Consider the following 22,783-nt stretch of genomic DNA (forward strand, 5'->3'; position numbering starts at 1 on the left):
TACGACATCGAGGGCGTCCCCTGTGGCAGGGGGCGCCCTCGATGCGTGTACTCAGCCGATCGTGCCGCGTCCGCGGGGAAGTCCGGGGGCCAGGGGCAGGGAGGCGTCGTACAGGGCCTCCCGATCGCCCATCAGCGCTCCGCCGCGAGCCGCTCTGTGACGGCCCTCAGGGCTCACGTACGCGCCGAGGGCGCCCTCTGGTGAAGAGGACGCCCTCGGCGTGTGTGCGGCTCCCGGAAGGGTTTGTGAGGGGCGCTGGTCAGCCCTCGCTGTACTGGTGCATCCCGGGCACGGTCAGCGTCCCGCCGTACTGGGCGGCCTGCTGGACCGTCACATTGGTGAAGTAGATCAACGGGATGTTCAGCGGCGGGGGGCTGTCCGGGCTGAACGTGATCGGGATCAGCCCCAGCAGGTTGCCGGAGATGCTCTCGGTGTACATGGTCGTCTTGCCATCAGTGATCGTGGACGTCGTGCCCTTGCCCGCCTGCACGTGATACGTCTTGCCGCGCTCGGTGACGATCTGGTGGAGGTCACCGATCTCGGTGCCGCCGGAGATGACGTACTTCAGCACCTTCTTGGTCTTGCCGCTCGCGGTCTTGACCTTCACGACGCCCTGGTAGTCCGCGCCCTTGAGCAGCAGCGAACTGGCCTTCAGGGTCCAGGCGTTCTCCGCCACCGTCACTCCGGGCTCGGTGTCGCCCACGTCGTCCGTGGCGACCGGGCAGTCCTCCGGGTCCGTGGTGGAGCTCGCGGACGGGCTCGGGGAGGCCGTGGCGTCCGCCGCCGCCTCCTCGGCCGCCTTGGTGGTGTCCTCGACGGCCTTGGTGGTGTCCTCGGCCGCCTTGGACGCCGTGTCGGTGGTGTCCTTCACGGTGTCCTTCACCGTGTCGGTGACCTTGTCGGTCGTCTCCTTGGCGGTGTCGTCCGCGCTCTTGGACGCCGAGGCCGAGGGGGTCGGCGTAGGGCTGGCACCGGACGCGTCGCCGGAGGCGGAGCCACCCGTGAAGATCCCGGTGATCGCGTCGCCGATGTCCGTCAGGAGGTTGCCGTCGTCGCTCGCGGAGGCCGAGGGGGACGCCGTGGCGGTGTCGGAGCCGGAGCTTCCGGAGGAGGAGCTGCTCTCCTCCTTGCTCGCGGACGCGGACGGCGTGGGCGTGGGCGTGGCCTTGTCGTCGGAACCTGAATCCGACGAGGAGTCGCCCGAGCCCGAGTCCGATCCCGAGCCGGAGGAGGCCGACGGGGACGGCGTCGCCGTAGCCGAGTCGTCCGGGGACGAGGACGGGCTCGCCGAGGCGGACGGGGACGCACCGTCCAGCGCCGCGATGCAGTCCTTGTACTCGTCCGCCGTCAGGCTCTTCGCGGTCGGCGCGTCGTCGGCCAGGGCGAGTGTCGGCGTGAACCCGATGCCCATGAGGACCGCGGTCGGCATCGCCGCCATGGCTATCGCTTTGCCGGCCGGCATGTGGAACCTGTTGAACAGAGGCTTTTTGGGCGCCGCGTGCCGGGGCCCGGTTCTGACCTCCGCGGCGGCCGCGGAGCCCTCGCCATGGAGGTTCTCAGCCGACACGGTAACCCCCGTTCGCGTCGTCGCCGCCGGCCCAGGCGCTCTCGGGCGTCCGGTCCGACGATCCGTCACGACGGGGCTCAGGCGCCTGGTACGGCGCGGGCTCGTCCGTCACGGGCCTGAGGATCGCGGTGTCGGGGTCGGCGCCCTGGGGCGCACCGCCCTGCGTCCCGTCCTCGCCCATCGGCTGCGGCTGGGGTGGCGCTCCAGGCGCCCACGAGACGGCGAGCGCTCCACCGACCAGGGCGAACAGGAAGCCCAGGATGAAGCCGCCGATGTTGGAGACCACCAGGGACACCAGGGCGAGGACGATCGCGGCGACGCCGGCGAAGATCCGCGTGGCCTGCTGGAACCACATGGTCAGACCCAGCGTGAACAGCAGTATGCCGATGATGAGGGAGCCCGCACCCGCGGTGGTCGCCATGGCGATGGACATGGTGCCCAACTTGACCGTGGCGTACGGGAAGTAGGCGATCGGCAGGCCGCCGAGCAGCGTGAACAGACCTGCCCAGAACGGGCGGCGGCCTCGCCAGGCACGGAATCGCAGGCGCGACCGGGTGAAGGTCCCGGCGCTCTGGACCGGAGTCTCGGCACTCATGGAAAAAGCTCCCTGGGTCCGGAAGTACGTACCGGCTCGGCCGAAGGCATGGAGAACCGGAAAGTCTGTCTGTGTGCATGCGGTCCGGCGGACGCCGGGCCTGCCATGCGGGGCGGAGAAGCGCCTGCCTCCCCGCCCCGGGGCCACTCAGCGCGCTGAGTCACCCTGCGGCCTCAGCCGTCAGAAGCACTCCATCTTGGAGTCGGTGCCAAGGCGCATCTTCAGGCCGCTGAGCTTGAAGGTGCCTGCCGTGGTGGCCCACGCCGTCTGCTCGACGTTCGACAGGTCGGCCGACTCGGCCTGCTGAGCGAAGCCGCCGGGCAGGACGTTGTCGCCGGACTTGATCTCCGGACCCTTGCCACCCTTGCTCTTGGCGCTGTCCTGGGCGGCCACACCGATGTCGATGTTGTGGAACGTCGCATCGGCGTCGAGCTGGGCGACGTCGATGTAGAGGTTCTCGGCCTCGACCTTGTGGTCCGCGTCCGGACCCGCGTCAAGACGAAGGTAGATCGTCTTGCCTATGAGCGGGATCTCGGTCTTGACCGACTGGCACATGTTCGTGATCTGCGCCGTACGGAACGACGAGATCGCGACCGGGTGCACCGCGCCCTTGTTCTTGCCGTCGGTCGACGTGTAACCGGTGTCGATACCGCCGTACTGGGCGAAGCCCTGGCCCTCGAGGTGGCCGGCCTTCACCTTGAACTCCTGGCCGGACACGCTGAACGACGCGGCGAGCGCACCCTGCGCAAGCCCGACACCCACTGCCGCGGCCGCGGCGACGCTGGGCACCATGACCACAGCGAAGCGCTTCCATCTGGTCCCGCCACGCACCTGGGACTGCATATTTCCTCCTTCTCGGACGTACATCTCCTGACCCTGACTGCCCCTGTCGAAAGGAGCTCAGCCGGGCAGGGATGGGAGAAGTGCTACGTCCTCGGGAAGGAGAGCGCCCGCACTCGGAGGCGCGAACCGCGCACCGATCACCGGCGATCACCCCCGAGCGACAACCACTGGTCGCGCCTGACACGCATCACGCACAACCTTGCTGGACAGGCTCCGCCGGATGGGCGAAGACCCCCCTGTCCAAGAGCCGGCGCACCTGCCGCCGACCCTGCTCGGTGGGGACCCAAGGAATCCCGCCGCCCGACCGGCTGTCGGGGTACGGGAAAGGACCGAGCGTCGCCGATCGTGGTGCATTCTCGCCGCCCGCACAAGGGGCTTCGTTACTCGGTAGTAACGGCCGGATAACCGAACAACGACCCACTGGTCTCGGTCGACGACGCTGGGTGGCAAACAGGGGGATGACAAAGCAGTTGATCGATGGACAGAATCCGACAGATCAACGGCTCTGGCTTACTGGAAGTAACAGCGGCCGCGTTTACCAAGTTTTGGCAAAGCGCGGCCGCAGTGACGTTCTGACGGCAAATCTTTCACTCGGGCACCACATGCCGTGGTGTTTAGCAACTGGTCAGAACCGGGCTCGCGCCCCGCTCGACCCCCCGCTCAGAACAGGGCGCGGGAGAGCGCCCTGCGGGCCGCCGACACCCGCGGATCGTCGGCGCCGACCACCTCGAAGAGCTCAAGTAGCCGAATCCGTACGGTGTCCCGCTCGTCACCCGCCGTGCGCCGCACGGTGTCGATGAGCCGGCCGAACGCGTCCTCGACATGACCGCCGACCAGATCCAGGTCGGCGGCGGCGATCTGCGCCTGTGCGTCACCCGGCTTCTCGGCCGCCTCCTTGCGCACCTGCTGCGGGTCGAGGCTCTGCACCCGCTGGAGCAACTCGGCCTGGGCGAGCCCCAGTTTGGCCTCGCTGTTGCCGGGGTCGTCACTCAGTACGTTCTTGTACGCCTGGACGGCACCGCCGAAGTCCCCTGCGTCCAGGGCGTGTACGGCGGCTTCGAGGAGTGCGTCGTACGGTCCCGCGGGCACGGCCGCGGGCTGCGGAGCGGCGCCGGGGTCGGCGTCCGGGTCGACCGCGAGACCGGTCAGCCCGAAGCGCTGCTCGGCGACCTGCACCAACTGGTCCAGGGTCTGCTGGATCTGCTCCTTGCCCGCCGCACCCTGGAAGAGGGGCAGGGCCTGGCCGGCGACGACGGCGAACACGGCCGGGATGCCCTGCACCCCGAACTGCTGCATCAGCATCTGGTTGGCGTCGACGTCGATCTTGGCGAGGAGCAGGCGTCCGTTGTACTCGAGGACGAGCTGCTCGAGGACAGGGCTCAGCTGCTTGCAGGGCTCGCACCACTCGGCCCAGAAGTCGATGACGACCGGGACCTCGGTGGACCGCTGCAGGACATCGCGCTCGAAGCCCGCCTCGTCTACGTCGATGACGAGATCGGCGGGGGAGACGGCACCCGGGCCGCCGCCCTGCCGGGTGGCTTCGGCGCGCGCCTGCTCCGCCTTCGCCTTGGCCTCCTGGGCCGCCTTCACCGCGGCGAGGTCGACGACTCCGCTCATGGACATGTTCCGTGGCTGCATGCGTCTATCCTCCCCCGCGGACACGCGTCTGTGAAAAGCGATGTGAAAGCCGGTCGTGCAGCGCGGTCCTGACGCCGGGTCCCCACCCCACGCCGTGCGTACCACCGCTCGCGTACGTCCGTCGCGAGCTTTCGCTACGAGTCGTAGCGTAATGGCACCGAGTGCCTGCCCGGTACCCCACCCCGGTGATCTCTCTCACTGCGACCGAGAACCGCCGGTTATGGTCGGTGGATGCAGAGCCGCACCCCCGCCCCACGCGCCACAGGACGCCCGCGCAGCGCCGCCGCGGACACCGCGATCCTCGCGGCGACGAGGGCGGCGCTGGTGGAGCTGGGCTGGTCGAAGCTCACGCTGGGAGATGTGGCTACCCGCGCGGGGGTCGCGAAAACCACCCTCTACCGCCGCTGGGCCGGCAAGAACGAGCTCGTCGTCGACGCGGTGGCCGAACTCTTCGACGAGCTGGAACTCCCCGACAGCGGGACCCTCGCCGCGGACATCGAAGGCGTCGTCCTCCAGTTCGCGGCGATCCTGGCGCGACCGGAGGCCCAGAACGGGCTGATGGCGGTGGTCGCGGAGTCATGCCGCGACGACGCGCTGCGCGAACGCATCCGGTCGTCGATCGTCGAACGTCAGAAACGTCTGGTCCTCGAGGGCCGGGAACGCGCCCAGGCCCGCGGCGAACTCCCGCCGGAGGCGGATCCCTCGGAAGCGGCCCGCACGGTCGACCTGATCTTCGACATGGTGGCGGGTGCGGTGGTCCACCGCACCCTGGTCAGCGCGGAACCGGCGGACGAGGCATGGGTCCACGGCTTCACCCAGATGCTGTTGACGGGCCTGTCGGGGTCGGCCGTGGAGTGAGGTGCGCAGGCGAGGTCAGAACCCCGCGGGTTCCGTGTACTCCCCCCACTCGTCCCTCAGCACCCCGCAGATCTCCCCGAGGGTCGCCTCCGCCCGCACCGCGTCCAGCATCGGCTCGATCATGTTGGACCCGTCGCGGGCGGCAACGAGCATGCCGTCCAGGGCGGTTCGCACGGCGGCCTCGTCCCGAGCGGCCTTACGACCGCCCAGCACCCGCACCTGCTCCCGTTCCACCTCGTGACTCACCCGCAGGATCTCCAGGTCGCCGGTGACCGAGCCATGGTGGACGTTCACCCCCACGACCCTCTTCTCCCCCTTCTCCAGGCCCTGTTGGTACCGGAAGGCCGACTCGGCGATCTCGCCCGTGAACCAGCCGTCCTCGATGCCGCGCAGGATGCCGGAGGTGACGGGCCCGATGGGATGCTGCCCGTCGGGGTGCGCCCTGAGCCCGCGCTCCTTGATCTGCTCGAAGATCTTCTCCGCGTCCGCCTCGATCCGGTCCGTCAGTTGCTCGACGAACCAGGAACCGCCCAACGGGTCGGCCACGCTCGCCACCCCGGTCTCCTCCATGAGCACCTGCTGGGTGCGCAGCGCGATCTCCGCGGCCTGCTCGGAGGGGAGCGCGAGCGTCTCGTCCAGCGCGTTGGTGTGCAGGGAGTTGGTCCCGCCCAGGACCGCGGCCAGCGCCTCGACCGCCGTACGCACCACGTTGTTGTACGGCTGCTGCGCGGTCAGCGAGACACCCGCGGTCTGGGTGTGGAACCGCAGCCACTGCGCCTTCTCGGAGCGCGCCCCGTACACGTCCCGCATCCACCGCGCCCAAATGCGCCGCGCCGCCCGGAACTTGGCGATCTCCTCGAAGAAGTCGACGTGCGCGTCGAAGAAGAAGGAGAGCCCGGGCGCGAACACGTCGACGTCCAGCCCGCGCGACAGCCCCAGTTCCACGTACCCGAACCCGTCCGCGAGCGTGTACGCCAGCTCCTGTGCGGCCGTCGAGCCTGCCTCACGGATGTGGTACCCGGAGACGGACAGCGGCTTGTAGGCGGGGATGCCGGCCGCGCAGTACTCCATCAGGTCGCCGATCAGGCGCAGGTGCGGCTCGGGCTGGAAGAGCCACTCCTTCTGGGCGATGTACTCCTTGAAGATGTCCGTCTGGAGCGTGCCGTTGAGGACGGCGGGATCCACGCCCTGTCGCTCGGCCGCGACCAGGTACATGCAGAAGACGGGGACGGCCGGTCCACTGATCGTCATCGACGTCGTGACGTCACCCAGCGGAATGCCCTGGAACAGGACCTCCATGTCCGCCGCCGAGTCGATGGCGACGCCGCAGTGCCCTACCTCGCCGAGGGAGCGGGGGTCGTCGGAGTCCCGCCCCATCAGCGTCGGCATGTCGAAGGCGACCGACAGGCCGCCGCCTCCGTTGGCGAGGATCTTCTTGTACCGCTCGTTGGTCTGCTCGGCGTTCCCGAACCCGGCGAACTGGCGGATGGTCCACGTCCGCCCCCGGTAGCCCGTCGGATACAGCCCGCGCGTGAAGGGGTACTCCCCCGGCCACCCGATCCGCTCGAAGCCCTCGTACGCGTCCCCCGGCCGTGGCCCGTACACCGGCTCCACGGGATCACCCGAGAGCGTGCTGAAGTCGGCCTCACGCTTGCGCGAGGCGTCGTACCGGGCCTGCCAGCGTCGGCGGCCCTCTTCGATGGCGTCAGCGTCCATACCATCGAAGTTACTAGGACGTCCAAGTAAATGCGAAGAACGACCGCCGTACGCGTGCCGTACGGCGGTGGGGGTTACGCCTTTACGGGCGCGGGGGCCTCTTCGGTGAACCGGCCCTCCAGCTCGCGGCTGATCTTCCGCTCCACGAAGAAGGCGGCCGTCGGAATGGTCCCGGCGAGCAGTACCCAGACCTGCTTGAGGATGGGCCACCTCGCCTTGGAACCCAGGTCGAAGGCGAAGACCAGGTAGACCACGTACAGCCAGCCGTGCGCGATGGCGACGACGCGGGTGACGTCCGCGGCGCCGTCGATGTCCAGGCCGTACTTGGCGATCATGCTCAGGCACAGCAGGACCAGCAGCACACCGGTGACGTAGGCCAGGACGCGGTAGCGGGTCAGCACGCTCTTTTTCATGCCTACGAGCGTAACCACGCGTTCCGGGCGATCTTCCCGCGGGTCAGTCCTCGTCGAAGTCGCTCGCGGCGACCCGTAGCGGCCGCAGCATCGCGAAGATCTCCGCACACTCCTCGGCGTCGTACACGCCGAGCCCGAAGTCCATCGCCATGAGGTCACGCGTGGCGGCCTCGACGACCTCGCGGCCCTTGTCGGTGATGGAGGCGAGGGTGCCGCGGCCGTCGTTGGGGTTCGGGCGCTTGTCGACCAGACCGGACCTGACCAGGCGGTCCACGGTGTTGGTGACCGACGTGGGATGCACCATCAGCCGCTCACCGATCTTCGACATCGGCAGCTCGCCGGCCTTGGAGAAGTTGAGCAGCACCAGTGCCTCGTACCGCGCGAACGTCAGCCCGTACGGCTTGACGACCGCGTCGACCTCACCGAGCAGGATCTGGTGCGCCCGCATGATGGAGGTGATCGCGGCCATGGACGGCACGTTTCCCCAGCGCTGCTTCCAGAGTTCGTCGGCGCGGGCGATGGGGTCGAAGGGAAGACTGAGCGGCTTCGGCACGGCAACGACCTTACCGGCCGGTCACATCGTGGTCAGCACCGTCTCGCCCATCAGACGGGGGTGGGTTGTCGGGTGGCTGCGGGTTCGGTGGGGGCGGGCGTTGTGCGCAGTTCCCCGCGCCCCTGGATGCCTGCGGCGGCCTGCACGGCCCCGGCGGGGGCGGATGTAGCGCGTGCGGTTCGGTGGGTGGGTCGGGGCCGGGGTGGGGGGTATCCGTCCTCGCTCCGGCGGTTGCTGTCGATTGAGCTGTACTCGGTAACGGACGCCGGTAGCTGCGGGCGCCCCCCCGTCCCCTGCGCGCCGTACGGAGCCAACGGTTCGCCGGGGCGTGGAGGGCGGTCCGTCCGGTGCGCGGTGCGGCGAAGAGTCCGTCGTGGCGCGCGGTGCGGCGAAGAGTCCGTCGTGGCGCGCGGTGCGGCGAACAGTTCCGTCGTGGCGCGCGAGGTGACGACCGGTCCGTCATGGCGCCGGTGGCTGCGTCTCCCCAGGGGCGCGGGGAACTGCGCGACCAGCCACAACGCACCCCGCACCCGCCCGACAACCCGACCCGGCACCCCCCCCATAGGCGCCCGGCTCAAGCCCCGCGCACGCGGCTCGCTCCGGTCACCGACATCACCAGGGAGTACAGAGACGTCGTGGCCGCGATGAACATCCGGTTCCCCTTCGGCCCGCCGAAGGTCACGTTGGCCACCGACTCAGGGACCCGGATGCGGCCGATCAGCGTGCCGTCGGGGGCGTAGCAGTGGATGCCGTCGGCCAGGGCGGCAGCCCACAGTCGGCCCTCGTCGTCGAAGCGGATGTTGTCGAAGTGGACGCCTTCGCGGGCTTCGGCGAAGACCTTGCCGCCAGAGAGGGTGCCGTCGGCGTGGATGTCGTACGCGTGGATCCGGGCCGCCCGCGAGTCGGAGACGTACAGCCGCTGCTCGTCGGGGGACAGGATCACCCCGTTGGGCCCGTCCAGCCCGTCGGCGGCGAGAGACACGTCGCCCGTGGCCGGATCGATCCGGTACACATGGCACGCGCCGATCTCGGACTCGGCCCGGTGCCCCTCGTAGTCGCTGAGGATGCCGAAGTCCGGGTCGGAGAACCAGACCGTGCCGTCGGAGCGTACGGCGGAGTCGTTCGGGCTGTTCAGGCGCTTGCCCTGATAGCGCTCGGCCAGCACGGTCACCGTGCCGTCGGGCTCGGTACGGGTGACGCGGCGGTTGCCCTGTTCGCAGCTGACGAGGCGGCCCTGGCCGTCGACGGTGTTGCCGTTGATGTTGCCCGCCGGGGTGCGGAAGACGCCGACCGTGCCGGTGGCCTCGTCCCAGCGCAGGAGGCGGTCGTTCGGGATGTCGCTCCAGATCAGCTGCCGCCAGGCGGGCAGGTAGACAGGGCCCTCGGCCCAGCGGCAGTCGCCGTACAGGACCTCCAGCCTGCTGTCGCCGTTGGTACAGGGCTGGAAGCGGTCGTCCAGGATCTCGTAGAGGCTGTCGGAGCCGGGCATGGTGTCCTCCTCGGGTCGGGGGTGGGACGGGGTCAGCGGCGGCCGGTCCTGCGGAGGTGGTGGCGCACCGCGCGCTGGGCGACCGGGCCCAGGTCCTCCAGCGCGGCGACGAGCACGCCGAGTTGCTCCAGGGCGTCCAGGGCCGCAGTGGCGCCGGACGCGTCGACCCCTTCGTACAGCTCGATGCCCACGAAGGAGGCGGCCACCGCGCGGGCCAGGCCCGCGGGGTCGGCGAACTCCCCGAAGGGCGTGGCCGCGAGGACCCTGGTGAGGACCTTCTCGATCTCGGCGATCCACAGCTCCAGGCCCGCCGCGGTGGCCGGGCCGAGGGTGGCGTGGGTCTGGGCGCCGGCGAGCAGCTGGCCGAGGAGGGCCACATGGCCTCCGGCGCGCTCCTCCTCGTGGACCTGCCGTCCCACCGCGAGGAGTTCGGACAGCGAGGTCACGGCGGCCATCCGTTCCCGGTGGCGGGCCACCGCGCGCTCCGCGCCGTAGCGGCAGGCCGCCGCGAGGAGTTCGTCGACCGAGCCGAAGTGGTAGAAGACCAAGGCCTGGTTGACCCCGGCGGCCGCAGCGACCGTGCGGGCGGACGTCTTGGCGATGCCCTGTTCGGTGAGGGTGCGCAGGGCGCCTTCCAGGAGTTTGGTCTTGGTCGCCAGGGACTTGGCGGACTCGGGGCTCATGCGCGGGCCTCCTCGCGCACGGGGCGGAGGCCGGGGCGGACTCCGCGGGCCGCGATGTCGCTGTACGTCGCCTCGAAGGAGCCCTCGTAGCCGAAGAGCGGGCCGAAGTACCGGTTGACGACCCGGACGCTGATGCGGAAACGGCCTGCCCCGTCGTCGTACGACTCCCGCACCTCCGCCGTCGCGCCGATCAGCTCGGGCACCCGGACGTCCACCACGCCCTCCCGGAACCGGTGCTCCCCGGAGCGGATCAGCAGCGAGCCGTCGGGCTCGGCGCGGAAGTGGAGCTCGCTGGCCAGGTGCTGGTGGGTGCCGAGGTAGTCGAGAATGCGGTCTCCCTTGGGGCTCAGCACCATCTGGGCGTCGAAGCGGCGCGGGCGACCGGGCAGGTGGAAAGTGCGCACAAAGGTCACCGTCTCACGACCGTAGGTGTCCGCGTAGGGGACGTTCTCGATCACGAACGGCACGCTCCGCCCCGGTCTCGGCACCAGGATGTTGCGCGTCGTGCCGAGAGCCAGGAAGGGCTTCACGAAGGCCCCGCCGTGCCAGATGCGGTCCATCACACCCCGGCCGGTGCACGCCTCACCGCTGGTCAGGCCGACCGAGAAGCGGCGCTGGAGCTGGGGGTGCAGGCGGTCGAAGTCGGCGCCCATCACGGTGCGGAACATCGAGGTCATCGCGGGGTCTCCAGGGTGCGCAGGACACGCGGCGTACGCACGCGTGTGACGGGCCGGCGCAGACAGCGGCGGGCGGCCGGGGTGCCGGGCAGGGGTGACGTGAACAGGGCCAGCGAGATGACGAGGGCGAGGAGGAGTGGCGAGACGTAGGCCATCGACGCCGCCAGTGGGCCGAAGAGGTGCAGGAAGCGCTCCAGGCCGAGTCCGCCGGCGCCGACGATCACGACGAGGGCGCGGACGAGGATCTCGGCGAGCCAGTTCCGCAGCGCGCGTTCCGGGGTGATCCCGCGTTCCAGCCACAGGCGCAGCCGGTCGAAGGACCAGGCCGTCGCCCAGCCGATCAGGGGGCGGAAGAGGAGGCGGTCGGCCACGGCGCCGACGCGGCCCCAGCGCGGGCGGTAGTCGTATCCGGTGAGGAAGGTGACGCCGTCGCCGTCGGGGAGGTAGCGCCAGTAGCCGCTGCCCTCCGCCAGGAGCGAGAGCGGGTGCGGGGAGGAGAAGCGCAGGGCGGAGGTGCGGGTGCCGTCGGGGCGTTCCCGCTCCCCCGCGGAGACTCCGGTGCCGGCGATGGTGAGACCGGGCAGCACCCGGGTGGCGTAACGGAAGCGCTGCGGCTCGCCCTCCGCGCGCGGGAGGTAGGTGATCCGGGTGAAGCGGAGGTCCCAGCGCTGGTGCTGGGACGGTTCCTGCGTCCGGGTCCAGAGATCGTCGAGATCGGCGCGGATGCGTGCCTCGATGTAGAGCCCCATTGATTCCCCCAGGTGAGCTCGTTATTTGAGCGATCGCTCAAACACCCTGAGGAGGAACGTACACGCTTTTGAGCGACCGCTCAAACAGGAGGTACGAGAAAACCCCGGCCCGCGCGGGCCGGGGTTCGTGTAGCGGTGAGGCTCGGTCAGTCGGCGAGGTGCCGCTCCACCGTCTCCACCTTGGAGGTCAGACCGTCCGTCACTCCGGGGCGGATGTCCGCCTTGAGCACCAGCGAGACGCGCGGCGCCCGCGCCTCCACGGCGGCCACGGCACGCTTGACGACCTCCATGACCTCGTCCCACTCGCCCTCGATCGAGGTGAACATGGCGTCGGTACGGTTCGGCAACCCCGACTCACGCACGACTCGCACGGCGTCGGCGACGTACTCCCCGACGTCCTCACCGACCCCCAGCGGGGTCACGGAGAAAGCGACGATCATGCGCCCACAACCCCTTCCTTCGCCATGCGGGCACGGGAGGCGATGACCGCGTTCTCGGCCTCACGCTTGAGCTTGCGCTCGGCAAAGAAGCCGCCGGTCGGCAGCACGGAGAGCACGAAGTACCAGATGCCCGTCCTGGCGGCCCACTTGGTGCGGTTCCAGGCGTCGAACCAGAAGATCACGTACAGGATGAACAGGACGCCGTGGACCATGCCCATCACCGGCACGGCGTTGAAGTCCGTGGTCCGCTTCAGCACCGAGCAGACGAGCAGGAGCAGGAACGAGATCGCCTCGGGAGCGGAGACCAGGCGGAGGCGTCGGATGGCGGAGGCTGTCTTGAGGTCCACGGGTCACCTTCGGTGGGAGGTACGTCGACAGTTTGTGAACGCACGCACAAGCGTCCGTCCATTGTGACAAACCGTTCCGGGGAGCCGGGGCATGGGGTCCGACTGGGGTCCGTTGCGGCTGATCGCGCAGTTCCCCGCGCCCCTGGGTCGGACTGGTGCACGCACATGCAGACGCGTACGGCGGCGAGGGGACGGGGCGGGGGTGTCCGCCCGCAGCGTCCGGCGTCCGTCACCGAGCCCTGCTCAAGGGGCCGAGCCACCGGACCGAGGACGGATACCCCCCACCGAACCGGCAGCTGCGCCGCAGGCATCAGGGGCGCGGGGAACTGCGCAAAACGCCCGCCCCCACGCACTCGCACCCGCACAGGCCGCCGCAGGCGCCCCGCACCCTGGGGGACCACTCAGGGTGCGACTCCACCCGCAGGACCTGTCGGCGCGGGCTCGCGCCAGCTACCTTCACTCCGTGGCGATGTTCCGACTTCAAGGCAGCAAGGTGCTGGCCGTCGACATGACCGGGGACGCCGTGAAGGCGAAGAACGGCTCGATGGTCGCGTACGACGGGCAGATGGCGTTCAAGAAGATGAGCGGCGGGGGTGAGGGGATCCGGGGGATGGTGACCCGGCGGATCACCGGCGAGCAGATGACCGTGATGGAGGTGTCGGGGCACGGGACGTGCTGGTTCGCGGACCGGGCCTCGGAGATCAACCTCGTCGGCCTCCAGGGGGACAAGCTGTACGTGGAGTCGAGCAATCTGCTCGCGACGGACGCCGGACTCAGGACCGGCACCAGCTTCACCGGCCTGCGCGGCGCCTCACAGGGCAACGGCCTGTTCACGACCACGGTCGAGGGACACGGCCAGGCCGCGATCATGTCGGACGGCCCGGCGGTCGTGCTGCGGGTCAGCCGCCAGTACCCGCTGACCGTCGACCCCGGCGCCTACATCGCCCACCAGGGCAACCTCAGCCAGTCCTTCCAGTCCGGTGTGACGTTCCGCACGTTCATGGGCGAGGGCGGCGGCGAGGCCTTCCAGATCCGCTTCGAGGGCGACGGCCTGGTGTACGTCCAGCCCAGCGAGCGGAACACGATCGCGGGGGATGTGTGACATGCCCTTCCGTGAGATCAACTCCAAGATGGTCGAGGCGACCGTCCTGCCGGGCCAGCGGCTGTTCAGCCAGCGCGGCGCGATGCTGGCGTACAAGGGCGAGGTGTCCTTCACGCCGAACATCCAGGGCGGCCAGGGCGGCGTCATGTCGATGATCGGCCGCCGCGTGGCCAACGAGGACACGCCTCTGATGACCGTCGAGGGCAGCGGGACCGTCCTGTTCGGGCACGGCGGCCACCACGTCACGGTCATCAACCTCACCGGCGACACCCTGTACGTCGAGGCGGACCGCCTGCTCGCCTTCGAGGGCACCCTCCAGCAGGGCACCATGTTCATGGGCTCGCAGGGCGGCGTCATGGGCATGGTGCGCGGCCAGATCAGCGGCCAGGGGCTCTTCACGACCACGCTCAAGGGCCACGGCTCGGTGGCCGTCATGGCCCACGGCGGCGTCTTCGAGGTCCCCATCACCCCCCAGCGCCCGGTCCACGTCGACCCGCAGGCCTACGTCGCCCACCACGGCGACGTCCGCAACAAGCTGTCGACGGCGCTCGGCTGGCGCGACATGGTGGGCCGCGGCTCCGGCGAGGCCTTCCAGCTGGAGCTCAGCGGGCACGGCGCGGTGTACGTCCAGGCCTCGGAGGAGAAGCTGTGAGCCACTACCCGGGCGCGGGCCCCACCGTGTACGACCCGATGACCCTGCCGTCGGACGACAACGTCAACAACTACACCTTCTGCGTGGAGCTCAAGGGGAGCCAGTGGTTCCTGCAGAAGGGGAAGATGATCGCCTACTACGGCCAGATGGATTTCAACGGCATCGGACACGGCCGTCTCGACGGTCTCATCCGTACGTCGTTCCATTCGCCTCTGCACGCGAGCGACTGGGTCGTGGCACAGGGATCGGGCAAGATGCTCCTCGCCGACCGGGCCTTCGACGTCAATTCGTACGACCTCGAAGACGGCAACCTGACCATTCGCTCGGGCAACCTGCTCGCTTTTCAGCCAAGTCTCGCGTTGAAGCAGTCGATCGTGCCGGGCTTCCTGACTCTCATCGGAACCGGAAAGTTCGTGGCCGCCTCCAACGGCCCGGTGGTGTTCATGGAGCCCCCGATCCGGGTGGACCCGCAAGCGCTTGTGGGCTGGGCCGACTGTCCCTCACCGTGCCACCACTACGACCACGGCTACATGACCGGTCTGATGGGCGGTCTACGTGCGATGACGGGCCTCGGCGGGGAATCCGGGGAGGAGCACCAGTTCGAGTTCGTGGGGGCCGGCACCGTACTGCTCCAGTCGACGGAGGTTCTGATGGCCGAGCAGGCCGTCGGAGCGACTCCGCAGCAGGCCGGAGTACCCGGCGGCCACGGGGCGCCCACCGGGCATCCGCAGCAGCCGGGGGCACCGCGCCTTCCCGGACAGCTGGGGGACCTCCAGCGTCGCTTCGGGCTGTGAGCGGTAGTCTGCGGAGTGTGACATCGAACGCGTGCGCACAGTCACACCACCCTCATTAGTTCGCCTTTCAACATTTTAGGTAGACTTCATTCATGGAGACCGAGACGGCCACGCGCTGGCTGACCGATGCGGAGCAGTGCGCCTGGCGCACCCACCTGGAGGTCAACAGGCTGTTGACGTATCAGCTCGAGAGGGACCTTCAGCCGTTCGGGCTGACGATGAACGACTACGAGATCCTGGTCAATCTCTCCGAGTCGGAGGGCGTACGGATGCGGATGAGCGATCTCGCCTCCGCCACCCTCCAGTCCAAGAGCCGGCTCTCGCACCAGATCACCCGCATGGAGAACGCGGACCTGGTCCGGCGCGAGAACTGCGAGTCCGACCGCCGCGGCCTGTACGCGGTCCTGACCGAGCACGGCATGGAGACGATGCAGAAGGTCGCGCCCCATCATGTGGCGTCTGTGCGGAGGCACTTCATCGACCTCGTGCCGGCTGAGTCCCTGACAGAACTGGACAAGGCCCTCAAGCCGATCGCGGAGCACTTGCGGGGGCAGCGAGGGCGTCCCTGACACCGGGACCCGATCAGGCGATCGGCAGGCGGAGTTCGAACAGAGCTCCGCCTGTCGGCGCGTCCCGCACCGTCAGCGTCCCACCGTGCCGGGCGGCGACATCACGGGCGATGGCGAGACCGAGTCCGGCGCCTCCGTCGTCCCGTGCCCGCGCCTCGTCCAGCCGCACGAACCGCTCGAAGATCCGCTCCCGGTCCCCGGCAGGCACCCCGTCCCCGTCGTCGCCGACCTCGACCACGGCACTCCGGTCACCGTCCCGTCGTACCGTCACCACGACCGCCGACCGCGCGTGCCGTCCCGCGTTGTCCAGCAGGTTGTCGAGCACGCGCTCCAACTGCCCCCGGGACCCCGTCACTTCGACGGCATCGGCCCGCACCGTCACCCCGGCCCGCCCGGCGGCCCGCTCCCGGGCCAGCGCCGCCAGGTCGACCTGCGCGCCGGCACCCCGCTCCCCCGCGTCCAGGCGGGCCAGCAACAACAGGTCCGCCGCGAGGTGTTGCAGCCGTACCGTGTCCTCGACCGCCCCGTCCAGGTCCAGCAACTCGGGATGCGCGGCGGCCACTTCGAGCTGGGTGCGCAGCGAGGCGATCGGGCTGCGCAGCTCGTGCGAGGCGTCGGCGACGAACCGGCGCTGGCGCTCGACGGAGGTCTCCAGCGCGGCCAGCGTCTCGTTGGTGGTGCGGGCGAGGCGGGCGACCTCGTCGTGGGTGTCGGGCACCGGGACGCGGCGGGCGAGGTCCTCGGAGGCGGTGATCGCCGCCATTTCCTGGCGGATGGCCTCGACCGGACGAAGGGCGCGACGAGTGACCGCCCAGGTCACCCAGGCGACCACCGCGAGGAGCACGGGCAGACCGATGAGCATGACCGTGGCGGCGGTGTGCACCGCGTCCTGCTGGGCCTGGAGCGAGGCACCGGCGTAGACCCGGACCGTTCGGTCGCTCCGGTCCGTGACCTGGACCTGGGCGAACCGGTACGCGACGCTCTCGCCGTCCACGGTGGCCCTGCCCTGCCCGTGCCAGGTGACCTCACCGACCTCACCGATCTCGGGGTCGTCCTCGTCGTCGTCCCGCCCCGCCTCGGGGCTCGAAACGGGAGTGACGTCGGGGGCGCCGGTGCCGCTGATCGCCTCCAGGTCCTCGCTCACCGCGAGCACCCGCCCGTCCCGGTCGACCACCTGGACCGGATGGTCGCCGTCCAGGTCTAGCTCCCGGTACGGCACGCCGTGCGCGATCTGCGTCGCCACGTTGCGGGCGGCGCTGTCGGCGGCCGTGTCCGCCTGGCCCGCGAGGTTGCTGCGCAACGACAGCAGGACGACGGCGCCCGCGGCGACCAGGGCCACGGCCACCACCGCGGTCGCGGCCAGCGTGGCCCGCGCCCGGACCGAGCCGAACAGCCGCCTCATCTCCCGGCCTCCAGCCGGTACCCGGCACCGCGGACCGTGTGGATGAGGCCCGCGTCCAGCTTCCGGCGCAGGGTGCTGACGTACACCTCGACGATGTTGGGGTCGCCGTCGTACGCGAAGTCCCAGACGTGCTCCAGGATCTGCGCCTTGGACACCACCTCGCCGGCCCGCACCGCGAGTTGCTCGAGGACCGAGAACTCCTTGGCGGTGAGGGTGATTTCGTCGCCGTCGAGGAAGACCCGGTGGGCGGCGGTGTCGATCCTCAGCCCACCGAGTTCGAGCACCGGCGACGCCCCGCCGCCCTGCCCTCGTCGACGCAACAGCGCCTTGATCCGGGCGACCAGGACGACGTAGGAGAAGGGCTTGGTCAGATAGTCGTCGGCGCCGGTGTCCAGGCCCTCGGCCTCGTCGTACTCGCCGTCCTTGGCGGTGAGCATCAGGATCGGCACCTCGTGGCCGGCGGCCCGCAGGGCGGCGCAGACCCGGTAGCCGTTGAGGCCGGGCAGCATGATGTCGAGGATCACCAGGTCGTACGACCCCTCGGTGGCCCGGTGCAGCCCCTCCCTGCCGTCGTGGACGACGTCGACGGCGTAGCCCTCGGCCGTCAGGCCCTTGGCGAGGGACAGGGCTAGGCGGCGTTCGTCCTCGACGATCAGCAGGCGCATCCGTACAGAGTGGCAAACCCAACCTGAAGACACCTTCAGGAGGGTTCAGGTCCCCTTCAGCTCCCCTCCGGCAGCTTGGTTGTCGTCGAAAGCGAACGAAGCAGAACGGCTCTGGAGGAATCCTCATGAAGCGCAACATCGTCATCGCCACCCTCACCGCCGCCGCGCTGGCCACCGGCGGCACCGTCGCGGCCTTCGCCGCGGGCGACGATGAGGCGACGGCGACGCAGCGCCAGACGAACACGAGCGCCGAGGCGGCCACGGACCGCGACGACGCCGACGACTCCGCGGACGACCGGGACGACGACGCCACCGAGGGCGGTAGGGCGCTCTCCGACAGCCGCGTCACCGCGGCCGAGGCGATCGCGGCCGCCCTGAAGCACACGCCGGGCACCGCGGTCTCCGCCGATCTGGACGACGACGGCGCCGCCGCGTGGGAGGTGACCGTCGTCAAGGGCGACGGCACCGAGTACGACGTGCGGATCGCACCGGACTCCGGCAAGGTGCTCGGCGCCCAGCGCGACACCGACGACGACAACGACAACGACAGCGACGACCGCGCCGAACTGGCCGCGGTGAAGGGCGCGCAGACCGACGCCCGCGAGGCCGCGCTGGCCGCCGCCGCGAAGGGCACGGTCACCGAGGTCGGCATCGACGACGACAACGGCGCCGTGGTCTGGACGGCGGACACCGTCAAGGACGGCAAGCGCAGCGAGTGGAAGGTCGCCCCCGACTAGGGCAAGGTCACTCAGGACCGCGACGAGGACTGACCCGGCCGTCATGGGACAGCCACACCTCCACGAAGGGCGCCCCTCCCCCGGGCGCCCTTCGTCATGACCAGCACCGCCGTCACCGCGACCACCCCGCCCGTCGCCGCGAAACACACGGCCACCGGCAGCTGCCCGGCCAGCGCTCCCGCCACGGCCGTTCCGCCCGTACTCCCGGCGTTCACGGCCGTGTTGACCCACGCGCCGGCCTGCGTGCGGGACTCGGGGGCGACCGCCGCGTCGGCGATGAGATACGCGGTGGTGAGGACCGGCGACACGAAGAACCCGGCGCCCGCCATGACCAGGGCGAGGCTGCCGAGGCCCGGTGCGAGCCCGGCACCGACGAGCGCGAGGCCCAAACAGCCCGTCATAAGCGCCAGCCGGGTCGGGGCGGGCGTTCGCCAGTTCACCGCGCCGTTGAGCATTCCGCCGGCCGCGCTGCCGGCCGACAGCGCGGCGAGCACCCAGGCCACACTCGCGCCGCCGTGATGATGCCGCTCGGCGAACACGACGACGAGCAGGTCGAGCACACCGAGCGCGAGGCCCACGGCCGCGGCGGCCACGACGGGACGGCCGACGCGCCGCAGTACGCGCCGGCCGCCGCTGTCCCGTCGTGGAGACGAGCCCGCGGGACGCACGGCCCGTACCGCGGGCGACCGTACGAAGCCGGCCGTCCCCGCCACCATCAGGGCGGCGCCGACGACGATCCCGACGGCCGGCGCGGCGGCCCCGACGAGGACGCCCACCAGCAGCGGGCCCGAGACGAAGAGCAGTTCCTCGGCCACCCCGTCGAGGCTGTACGCCCGCTGGAGCAGCGCCTTGTCGTCCTGGGCGAGCCGTGCCCACACCGCCCGCATGGTCGGGCCGAGCGGCGGGACGCAGGCTCCCGCCAGGGCGGTGAGCGTGCCGAGGAGGACAGGGGGTGCGCCGGGGCGCCAGACGGCCGCGGTGAGCAGGGCGAGCAGCAGGACGTAGGCCGAGAGCAGGGGGACGAGCGCCCGCGGCGGCCCGAAGCGGTCGATCAGGGCGGCCCGCGCGGGCGCCAGGAAGACGACGGTGGCACCGAAGAGCGCCATCACGGCGCCCGCCACCGCGTACGAGCCCGAGGCGCGGGTCACGGCGAGCATCACGGACAGCGGGACGACACCGTACGACAGCCTGCCGAGCAGGGCGGTGGCGAAGGTACGGCGGGCATGCGGAATGCGCAGCACCTGCGCATAGGAGGCAGACACGGGTGAGTTCCTCGGAGGAGGCGTGGGAGGGGACACCGAGGAGCCACGGGAGCGGTGTGCTCGAACCGTGGCTCGGTGCGGCCCTACGCCAAGGAGAGGAACATGACGGTCAACGTATCAGGGGGCTCAGCCCCGGGTCAGGCCTTCCACCAGCTCGTCCGCCGCGCGGTAGGGGTCCAGTTCGCCGGCGACGATCCTCTCCGCGAGCGCGTCCAGGCGCCGGTCGCCCCTGAGGTCGCCGATGCGTTCGCGCAGGGCGGTGACGGCGATGGTCTCGACCTCGTGGGCGGCGCGGGTGCGGCGGCGCTCGGCCAGGACGCCGCGCTCCTCCATCCAGGCGCGGTGCTTCTCCAGGGCTTCCACGACCTCGTCGATGCCCTCGGCGCGGGCGGCGACCGTCTTGACGATCGGCGGACGCCAGTCGCCGGGGCCGCGGGACTCGCCCAGGCCCAGCATGTGGTTGAGCTCGCGGGCGGTCGCGTCGGCGCCGTCACGGTCGGCCTTGTTGACGACGTACACGTCGCCGATCTCCAGGATTCCGGCCTTGGCGGCCTGGATGCCGTCGCCCATCCCGGGGGCCAGCAGCACCACGGACGTGTCCGCCTGGGCGGCGATCTCCACCTCGGACTGGCCGACGCCGACCGTCTCGACCAGGACCACGTCGCAGCCGGCCGCGTCCAGGACCCGGATGGCCTGCGGGGCGGCCCAGGCGAGACCGCCCAGGTGGCCGCGGGTCGCCATGGAGCGGATGTAGACACCGGGGTCGGAGGCGTGCTCCGACATGCGCACCCGGTCGCCCAGCAGGGCACCGCCGGAGAACGGCGAGGACGGGTCGACGGCCAGGACGCCGACCCGCCTGCCCTGCTTGCGGTAGGCGGTCACGAGAGCCGAGGTGGACGTCGACTTGCCCACCCCCGGCGAGCCCGTCAGGCCCACCACGTACGCGTTGCCCGTGAGCGGGGCCAGCGTCGCCATGACCTCCCTGAGCTGCGGGGACGCCCCCTCCACCAGGGAGATCAGCCGGGCCACGGCCCGCGGGCGGCCCTCCCTGGCCTGGGCCACCAGGGTGGAGACGTCCTGCATCACAGCTCCGTTCACCTGAAAACGCGCTTCGTCCGAAACGTACGGGGACTCAGGCCTTGGGTACCCGCACGACGAGCGCGTCACCCTGACCGCCGCCACCGCACAGCGCGGCTGCGCCGACACCGCCGCCGCGCCGCTTGAGCTCCAGGGCGAGGTGCAGGACGAGCCGGGCGCCGGACATGCCGATGGGGTGGCCCAGGGCGATCGCGCCACCGTTGACATTCACCCGATCCGTGGATACGCCGAGATCCTTCATTGACTGGACCGCCACCGCGGCGAAGGCCTCGTTGATCTCGATGAGGTCGAGGTCGGAGACCTCCAGGCCCTCCTTCTTGAGGGCGTGCAGGATCGCGTTGGACGGCTGGGACTGCAGGGAGTTGTCCGGGCCGGCCACATTGCCGTGGGCGCCGATCTCGGCGATCCACTCGAGGCCGAGCTCCTGCGCCTTGGCCTTGCTCATCACGACCACGGCCGCCGCACCGTCCGAGATCTGCGAGGAGGTTCCGGCGGTGATGGTGCCGTCCTTGGTGAACGCGGGGCGCAGCTTGCCCAGGGACTCGGCCGTGGTGTCGGCGCGGATGCCCTCGTCCTTGCTGAAGACGACCGGCTCGCCCTTGCGCTGCGGGATCTCGACCGGGGTGATCTCGGCCTCGAAGACGCCGTTCTTCTGTGCGGCCGCGGCCCGCTGGTGGGACAGGGCGGCGATCTCGTCCTGCTCGGGACGCCGGATGCCGAGGCGGGTGTTGTGCGTCTCGGTCGACTGGCCCATGGGGATGTTCTCCCAGGGGTCGGTCAGGCCGTCGTGGGCCATCGCGTCGAGCATCTCGATCGCGCCGTACTTGAAGCCCTCGCGGGACTTCGGGAGCAGGTGGGGGGCGTTGGTCATGGACTCCTGACCACCCGCGACGATCACGTCGAACTCGCCGGCGCGGATCAGCTGGTCGGCCAGCGCGATCGCGTCGAGGCCCGAGAGGCACACCTTGTTGATGGTCAGCGCCGGGACGTTCATCGGGATGCCGGCCTTGACCGCGGCCTGGCGGGCCGGGATCTGGCCCGCGCCGGCCTGGAGGACCTGGCCCATGATGACGTACTGCACCTGGTCGCCACCGATCCCCGCACGGTCGAGGGCGGCCTTGATCGCGAAGCCACCGAGGTCGGCTCCGGAGAAGGACTTCAGCGAGCCCAGCAACCGTCCCATGGGCGTACGGGCGCCCGCGACGATCACCGAGGTCGTGCTGTTCGATCCAGACATGAGCTGCGATCCCCTTACCGGCTGCACTGCCGAGGAGTGAACGAGGGTTTACTCAAAATGTACTGAGTGGCACTCCGTGCCGTCATCGCCCCGTCAGTGTGATCGCGCGCACGTTGCGTAACCATGCCGGGAGCGATGCACTGAAACCATGCTGACGCGAATCGACCACATCGGGATCGCCTGTTTCGACCTCGACAAGACCGTCGAGTTCTACCGGGCCACCTACGGCTTCGAGGTGTTCCACTCCGAGGTCAACGAGGAGCAGGGCGTGCGCGAGGCCATGCTCAAGATCAACGAAACCTCCGACGGCGGCGCCTCCTACCTGCAGCTTCTGGAGCCGACCCGCCCCGACTCGACCGTCGCCAAGTGGCTGGACAAGAACGGCGAGGGTGTCCACCACATCGCCTTCGGTACGGCGGACGTGGACGCGGACGCCGCGGACATCAAGGACAAGGGCGTACGCGTCCTGTACGAGGAGCCGCGACGCGGCTCCATGGGGTCACGGATCACCTTCCTGCACCCGAAGGATTGCCACGGCGTACTGACAGAACTGGTCACTTCGGCGCCTGTTGAGTCACCTGAGCACTGACCCTCGTACATATGGGCCGGTAGGGTTGGGGGCGGTCGCCGCTCTTCCCAGGGCGACCGGGTCCTGCCCATGGCGGCAGAACCGAGCCGGGGTCCGGGTTTCGGGGGG

25 protein-coding genes are annotated in these 22,783 nt (G+C 70.2%); 7 read left to right on the forward strand and 18 right to left on the reverse strand.

The genetic code is table 11. The features are described 5' to 3' along the window. Positions 1-259: 259 nt before the first annotated feature. The 4 genes from OG841_RS15340 to OG841_RS15355 form a co-directional block, all read right to left on the reverse strand. Entirely contained in the window at positions 260-1,462 is a 1,203-nt protein-coding gene (locus OG841_RS15340; RefSeq protein WP_328640959.1) for a hypothetical protein, read from the reverse strand. Between the two features lie 94 nt (positions 1,463-1,556). Further along, the gene (locus OG841_RS15345; RefSeq protein WP_328640958.1) at positions 1,557-2,162 is read right to left on the reverse strand and encodes a DUF6114 domain-containing protein; all 606 of its coding nucleotides are present in this window, start codon (positions 2,160-2,162) and stop codon (positions 1,557-1,559) included. 180 nt (positions 2,163-2,342) lie between these two features. Next, the gene (locus OG841_RS15350) at positions 2,343-3,005 is read right to left on the reverse strand and encodes a DUF6230 family protein (RefSeq protein ID WP_328640957.1); all 663 of its coding nucleotides are present in this window, start codon (positions 3,003-3,005) and stop codon (positions 2,343-2,345) included. Positions 3,006-3,665: 660 nt separating this feature from the next. After that, positions 3,666-4,643: a tetratricopeptide repeat protein gene (locus OG841_RS15355; RefSeq protein ID WP_328640956.1), complete on the reverse strand. Its 978-nt coding sequence runs from the start codon at positions 4,641-4,643 to the stop codon at positions 3,666-3,668. Positions 4,644-4,874: 231 nt separating this feature from the next. Between OG841_RS15355 and OG841_RS15360 the strand changes: the two genes are divergently transcribed. Further along, positions 4,875-5,501, forward strand: coding sequence for a TetR/AcrR family transcriptional regulator (locus OG841_RS15360; protein WP_328640955.1), 627 nt, complete (start codon positions 4,875-4,877; stop codon positions 5,499-5,501). Positions 5,502-5,516: 15 nt separating this feature from the next. Here OG841_RS15360 and OG841_RS15365 read toward each other — a convergent pair whose 3' ends face one another. The 9 genes from OG841_RS15365 to OG841_RS15405 all read right to left on the reverse strand — a co-directional run bounded on the left by OG841_RS15365 (position 5,517) and on the right by OG841_RS15405 (position 12,568). Continuing rightward, positions 5,517-7,217: an acyl-CoA mutase large subunit family protein gene (locus tag OG841_RS15365; protein ID WP_328640954.1), complete on the reverse strand. Its 1,701-nt coding sequence runs from the start codon at positions 7,215-7,217 to the stop codon at positions 5,517-5,519. A 74-nt stretch (positions 7,218-7,291) separates the two neighbouring features. Further along, positions 7,292-7,630 carry a DUF3817 domain-containing protein gene (locus OG841_RS15370; protein WP_365119497.1) on the reverse strand — a complete coding sequence of 113 codons (339 nt, stop codon included), beginning with the start codon at positions 7,628-7,630 and terminating at the stop codon, positions 7,292-7,294. Between the two features lie 43 nt (positions 7,631-7,673). Continuing rightward, positions 7,674-8,183 carry a MarR family winged helix-turn-helix transcriptional regulator gene (locus tag OG841_RS15375; protein ID WP_328640952.1) on the reverse strand — a complete coding sequence of 170 codons (510 nt, stop codon included), beginning with the start codon at positions 8,181-8,183 and terminating at the stop codon, positions 7,674-7,676. A gap of 574 nt (positions 8,184-8,757) precedes the next feature. Further along, positions 8,758-9,672: an SMP-30/gluconolactonase/LRE family protein gene (locus OG841_RS15380; protein WP_328640951.1), complete on the reverse strand. Its 915-nt coding sequence runs from the start codon at positions 9,670-9,672 to the stop codon at positions 8,758-8,760. 32 nt (positions 9,673-9,704) lie between these two features. Continuing rightward, the gene (locus OG841_RS15385) at positions 9,705-10,355 is read right to left on the reverse strand and encodes a TetR/AcrR family transcriptional regulator (RefSeq protein ID WP_328640950.1); all 651 of its coding nucleotides are present in this window, start codon (positions 10,353-10,355) and stop codon (positions 9,705-9,707) included. Further along, on the reverse strand, positions 10,352-11,032 hold the full coding sequence (locus OG841_RS15390) for a DUF4166 domain-containing protein (RefSeq protein WP_328640949.1): 681 nt from the start codon (positions 11,030-11,032) through the stop codon (positions 10,352-10,354). The genes OG841_RS15385 and OG841_RS15390 overlap by 4 nt, the downstream gene beginning before the upstream one ends. Further along, positions 11,029-11,781 (reverse strand): hypothetical protein, encoded by a 753-nt coding sequence (locus tag OG841_RS15395; protein WP_328640948.1) that lies wholly within the window; start codon positions 11,779-11,781, stop codon positions 11,029-11,031. The genes OG841_RS15390 and OG841_RS15395 overlap by 4 nt, the downstream gene beginning before the upstream one ends. 146 nt (positions 11,782-11,927) lie before the next feature. Continuing rightward, positions 11,928-12,221, reverse strand: coding sequence for an MTH1187 family thiamine-binding protein (locus OG841_RS15400; protein ID WP_057612050.1), 294 nt, complete (start codon positions 12,219-12,221; stop codon positions 11,928-11,930). Further along, a complete protein-coding gene (locus OG841_RS15405; RefSeq protein ID WP_328640947.1) occupies positions 12,218-12,568 on the reverse strand; it encodes a DUF3817 domain-containing protein in 351 nt (116 codons plus the stop codon). Before OG841_RS15405 ends, OG841_RS15400 begins: the two co-directional genes overlap by 4 nt. 469 nt (positions 12,569-13,037) lie before the next feature. Between OG841_RS15405 and OG841_RS15410 the strand changes: the two genes are divergently transcribed. The 4 genes from OG841_RS15410 to OG841_RS15425 all read left to right on the forward strand — a co-directional run bounded on the left by OG841_RS15410 (position 13,038) and on the right by OG841_RS15425 (position 15,685). Continuing rightward, positions 13,038-13,670: an AIM24 family protein gene (locus tag OG841_RS15410; RefSeq protein WP_266527804.1), complete on the forward strand. Its 633-nt coding sequence runs from the start codon at positions 13,038-13,040 to the stop codon at positions 13,668-13,670. 1 nt (position 13,671) lies between these two features. Next, positions 13,672-14,322: an AIM24 family protein gene (locus tag OG841_RS15415; RefSeq protein WP_123991690.1), complete on the forward strand. Its 651-nt coding sequence runs from the start codon at positions 13,672-13,674 to the stop codon at positions 14,320-14,322. After that, on the forward strand, positions 14,319-15,116 hold the full coding sequence (locus OG841_RS15420; protein WP_328640946.1) for an AIM24 family protein: 798 nt from the start codon (positions 14,319-14,321) through the stop codon (positions 15,114-15,116). Before OG841_RS15415 ends, OG841_RS15420 begins: the two co-directional genes overlap by 4 nt. A 92-nt stretch (positions 15,117-15,208) precedes the next feature. Continuing rightward, positions 15,209-15,685, forward strand: coding sequence for a MarR family winged helix-turn-helix transcriptional regulator (locus OG841_RS15425; RefSeq protein ID WP_280862526.1), 477 nt, complete (start codon positions 15,209-15,211; stop codon positions 15,683-15,685). Between the two features lie 13 nt (positions 15,686-15,698). Here OG841_RS15425 and OG841_RS15430 read toward each other — a convergent pair whose 3' ends face one another. Together OG841_RS15430 and OG841_RS15435 are read right to left on the reverse strand one after the other, a co-directional pair. After that, positions 15,699-17,087 (reverse strand): sensor histidine kinase, encoded by a 1,389-nt coding sequence (locus OG841_RS15430; protein ID WP_328640945.1) that lies wholly within the window; start codon positions 17,085-17,087, stop codon positions 15,699-15,701. Beyond that, entirely contained in the window at positions 17,084-17,752 is a 669-nt protein-coding gene (locus OG841_RS15435; protein WP_371565741.1) for a response regulator transcription factor, read from the reverse strand. Before OG841_RS15435 ends, OG841_RS15430 begins: the two co-directional genes overlap by 4 nt. 125 nt (positions 17,753-17,877) lie before the next feature. Between OG841_RS15435 and OG841_RS15440 the strand changes: the two genes are divergently transcribed. Next, the gene (locus OG841_RS15440; RefSeq protein WP_371565744.1) at positions 17,878-18,489 is read left to right on the forward strand and encodes a PepSY domain-containing protein; all 612 of its coding nucleotides are present in this window, start codon (positions 17,878-17,880) and stop codon (positions 18,487-18,489) included. 41 nt (positions 18,490-18,530) lie between these two features. Here the strand turns inward: OG841_RS15440 and OG841_RS15445 are convergent, their stop codons facing one another. From OG841_RS15445 to OG841_RS15455, 3 genes are all read right to left on the reverse strand, one after another. Next, positions 18,531-19,751: an MFS transporter gene (locus OG841_RS15445; RefSeq protein WP_371565748.1), complete on the reverse strand. Its 1,221-nt coding sequence runs from the start codon at positions 19,749-19,751 to the stop codon at positions 18,531-18,533. 126 nt (positions 19,752-19,877) lie between these two features. Beyond that, positions 19,878-20,834 (reverse strand): methylmalonyl Co-A mutase-associated GTPase MeaB, encoded by a 957-nt coding sequence (gene meaB / locus OG841_RS15450; protein ID WP_326664231.1) that lies wholly within the window; start codon positions 20,832-20,834, stop codon positions 19,878-19,880. Between the two features lie 49 nt (positions 20,835-20,883). Continuing rightward, a complete protein-coding gene (locus tag OG841_RS15455; RefSeq protein ID WP_328640941.1) occupies positions 20,884-22,086 on the reverse strand; it encodes an acetyl-CoA C-acetyltransferase in 1,203 nt (400 codons plus the stop codon). Between the two features lie 148 nt (positions 22,087-22,234). Between OG841_RS15455 and mce the strand changes: the two genes are divergently transcribed. Further along, positions 22,235-22,675 (forward strand): methylmalonyl-CoA epimerase, encoded by a 441-nt coding sequence (gene mce / locus OG841_RS15460; protein ID WP_059192301.1) that lies wholly within the window; start codon positions 22,235-22,237, stop codon positions 22,673-22,675. Positions 22,676-22,783: the final 108 nt, after the last annotated feature.

Origin of the sequence: Streptomyces canus (assembly GCF_041435015.1) — a bacterium.
Taxonomy (GTDB): domain Bacteria; phylum Actinomycetota; class Actinomycetes; order Streptomycetales; family Streptomycetaceae; genus Streptomyces; species Streptomyces canus_G.

Coding starts and splice junctions, on each gene's coding strand:
- OG841_RS15385 (WP_328640950.1), bottom strand. CDS start 10,355: ATGAGCCCCGAGTCCGCCAAGTCCCTGGCGACCAAGACCAAACTCCTG.
- OG841_RS15435 (WP_371565741.1), bottom strand. CDS start 17,752: ATGCGCCTGCTGATCGTCGAGGACGAACGCCGCCTAGCCCTGTCCCTC.
- OG841_RS15415 (WP_123991690.1), top strand. CDS start 13,672: ATGCCCTTCCGTGAGATCAACTCCAAGATGGTCGAGGCGACCGTCCTG.
- OG841_RS15425 (WP_280862526.1), top strand. CDS start 15,209: ATGGAGACCGAGACGGCCACGCGCTGGCTGACCGATGCGGAGCAGTGC.
- OG841_RS15360 (WP_328640955.1), top strand. CDS start 4,875: ATGCAGAGCCGCACCCCCGCCCCACGCGCCACAGGACGCCCGCGCAGC.
- OG841_RS15340 (WP_328640959.1), bottom strand. CDS start 1,462: ATGCCGGCCGGCAAAGCGATAGCCATGGCGGCGATGCCGACCGCGGTC.
- OG841_RS15370 (WP_365119497.1), bottom strand. CDS start 7,630: ATGAAAAAGAGCGTGCTGACCCGCTACCGCGTCCTGGCCTACGTCACC.
- OG841_RS15345 (WP_328640958.1), bottom strand. CDS start 2,162: ATGAGTGCCGAGACTCCGGTCCAGAGCGCCGGGACCTTCACCCGGTCG.
- OG841_RS15365 (WP_328640954.1), bottom strand. CDS start 7,217: ATGGACGCTGACGCCATCGAAGAGGGCCGCCGACGCTGGCAGGCCCGG.
- OG841_RS15390 (WP_328640949.1), bottom strand. CDS start 11,032: ATGACCTCGATGTTCCGCACCGTGATGGGCGCCGACTTCGACCGCCTG.
- OG841_RS15395 (WP_328640948.1), bottom strand. CDS start 11,781: ATGGGGCTCTACATCGAGGCACGCATCCGCGCCGATCTCGACGATCTC.
- OG841_RS15355 (WP_328640956.1), bottom strand. CDS start 4,643: ATGCAGCCACGGAACATGTCCATGAGCGGAGTCGTCGACCTCGCCGCG.
- OG841_RS15350 (WP_328640957.1), bottom strand. CDS start 3,005: ATGCAGTCCCAGGTGCGTGGCGGGACCAGATGGAAGCGCTTCGCTGTG.
- OG841_RS15430 (WP_328640945.1), bottom strand. CDS start 17,087: ATGAGGCGGCTGTTCGGCTCGGTCCGGGCGCGGGCCACGCTGGCCGCG.
- meaB (WP_326664231.1), bottom strand. CDS start 20,834: ATGCAGGACGTCTCCACCCTGGTGGCCCAGGCCAGGGAGGGCCGCCCG.
- OG841_RS15380 (WP_328640951.1), bottom strand. CDS start 9,672: ATGCCCGGCTCCGACAGCCTCTACGAGATCCTGGACGACCGCTTCCAG.
- OG841_RS15455 (WP_328640941.1), bottom strand. CDS start 22,086: ATGTCTGGATCGAACAGCACGACCTCGGTGATCGTCGCGGGCGCCCGT.
- OG841_RS15440 (WP_371565744.1), top strand. CDS start 17,878: ATGAAGCGCAACATCGTCATCGCCACCCTCACCGCCGCCGCGCTGGCC.
- OG841_RS15400 (WP_057612050.1), bottom strand. CDS start 12,221: ATGATCGTCGCTTTCTCCGTGACCCCGCTGGGGGTCGGTGAGGACGTC.
- OG841_RS15410 (WP_266527804.1), top strand. CDS start 13,038: ATGTTCCGACTTCAAGGCAGCAAGGTGCTGGCCGTCGACATGACCGGG.
- mce (WP_059192301.1), top strand. CDS start 22,235: ATGCTGACGCGAATCGACCACATCGGGATCGCCTGTTTCGACCTCGAC.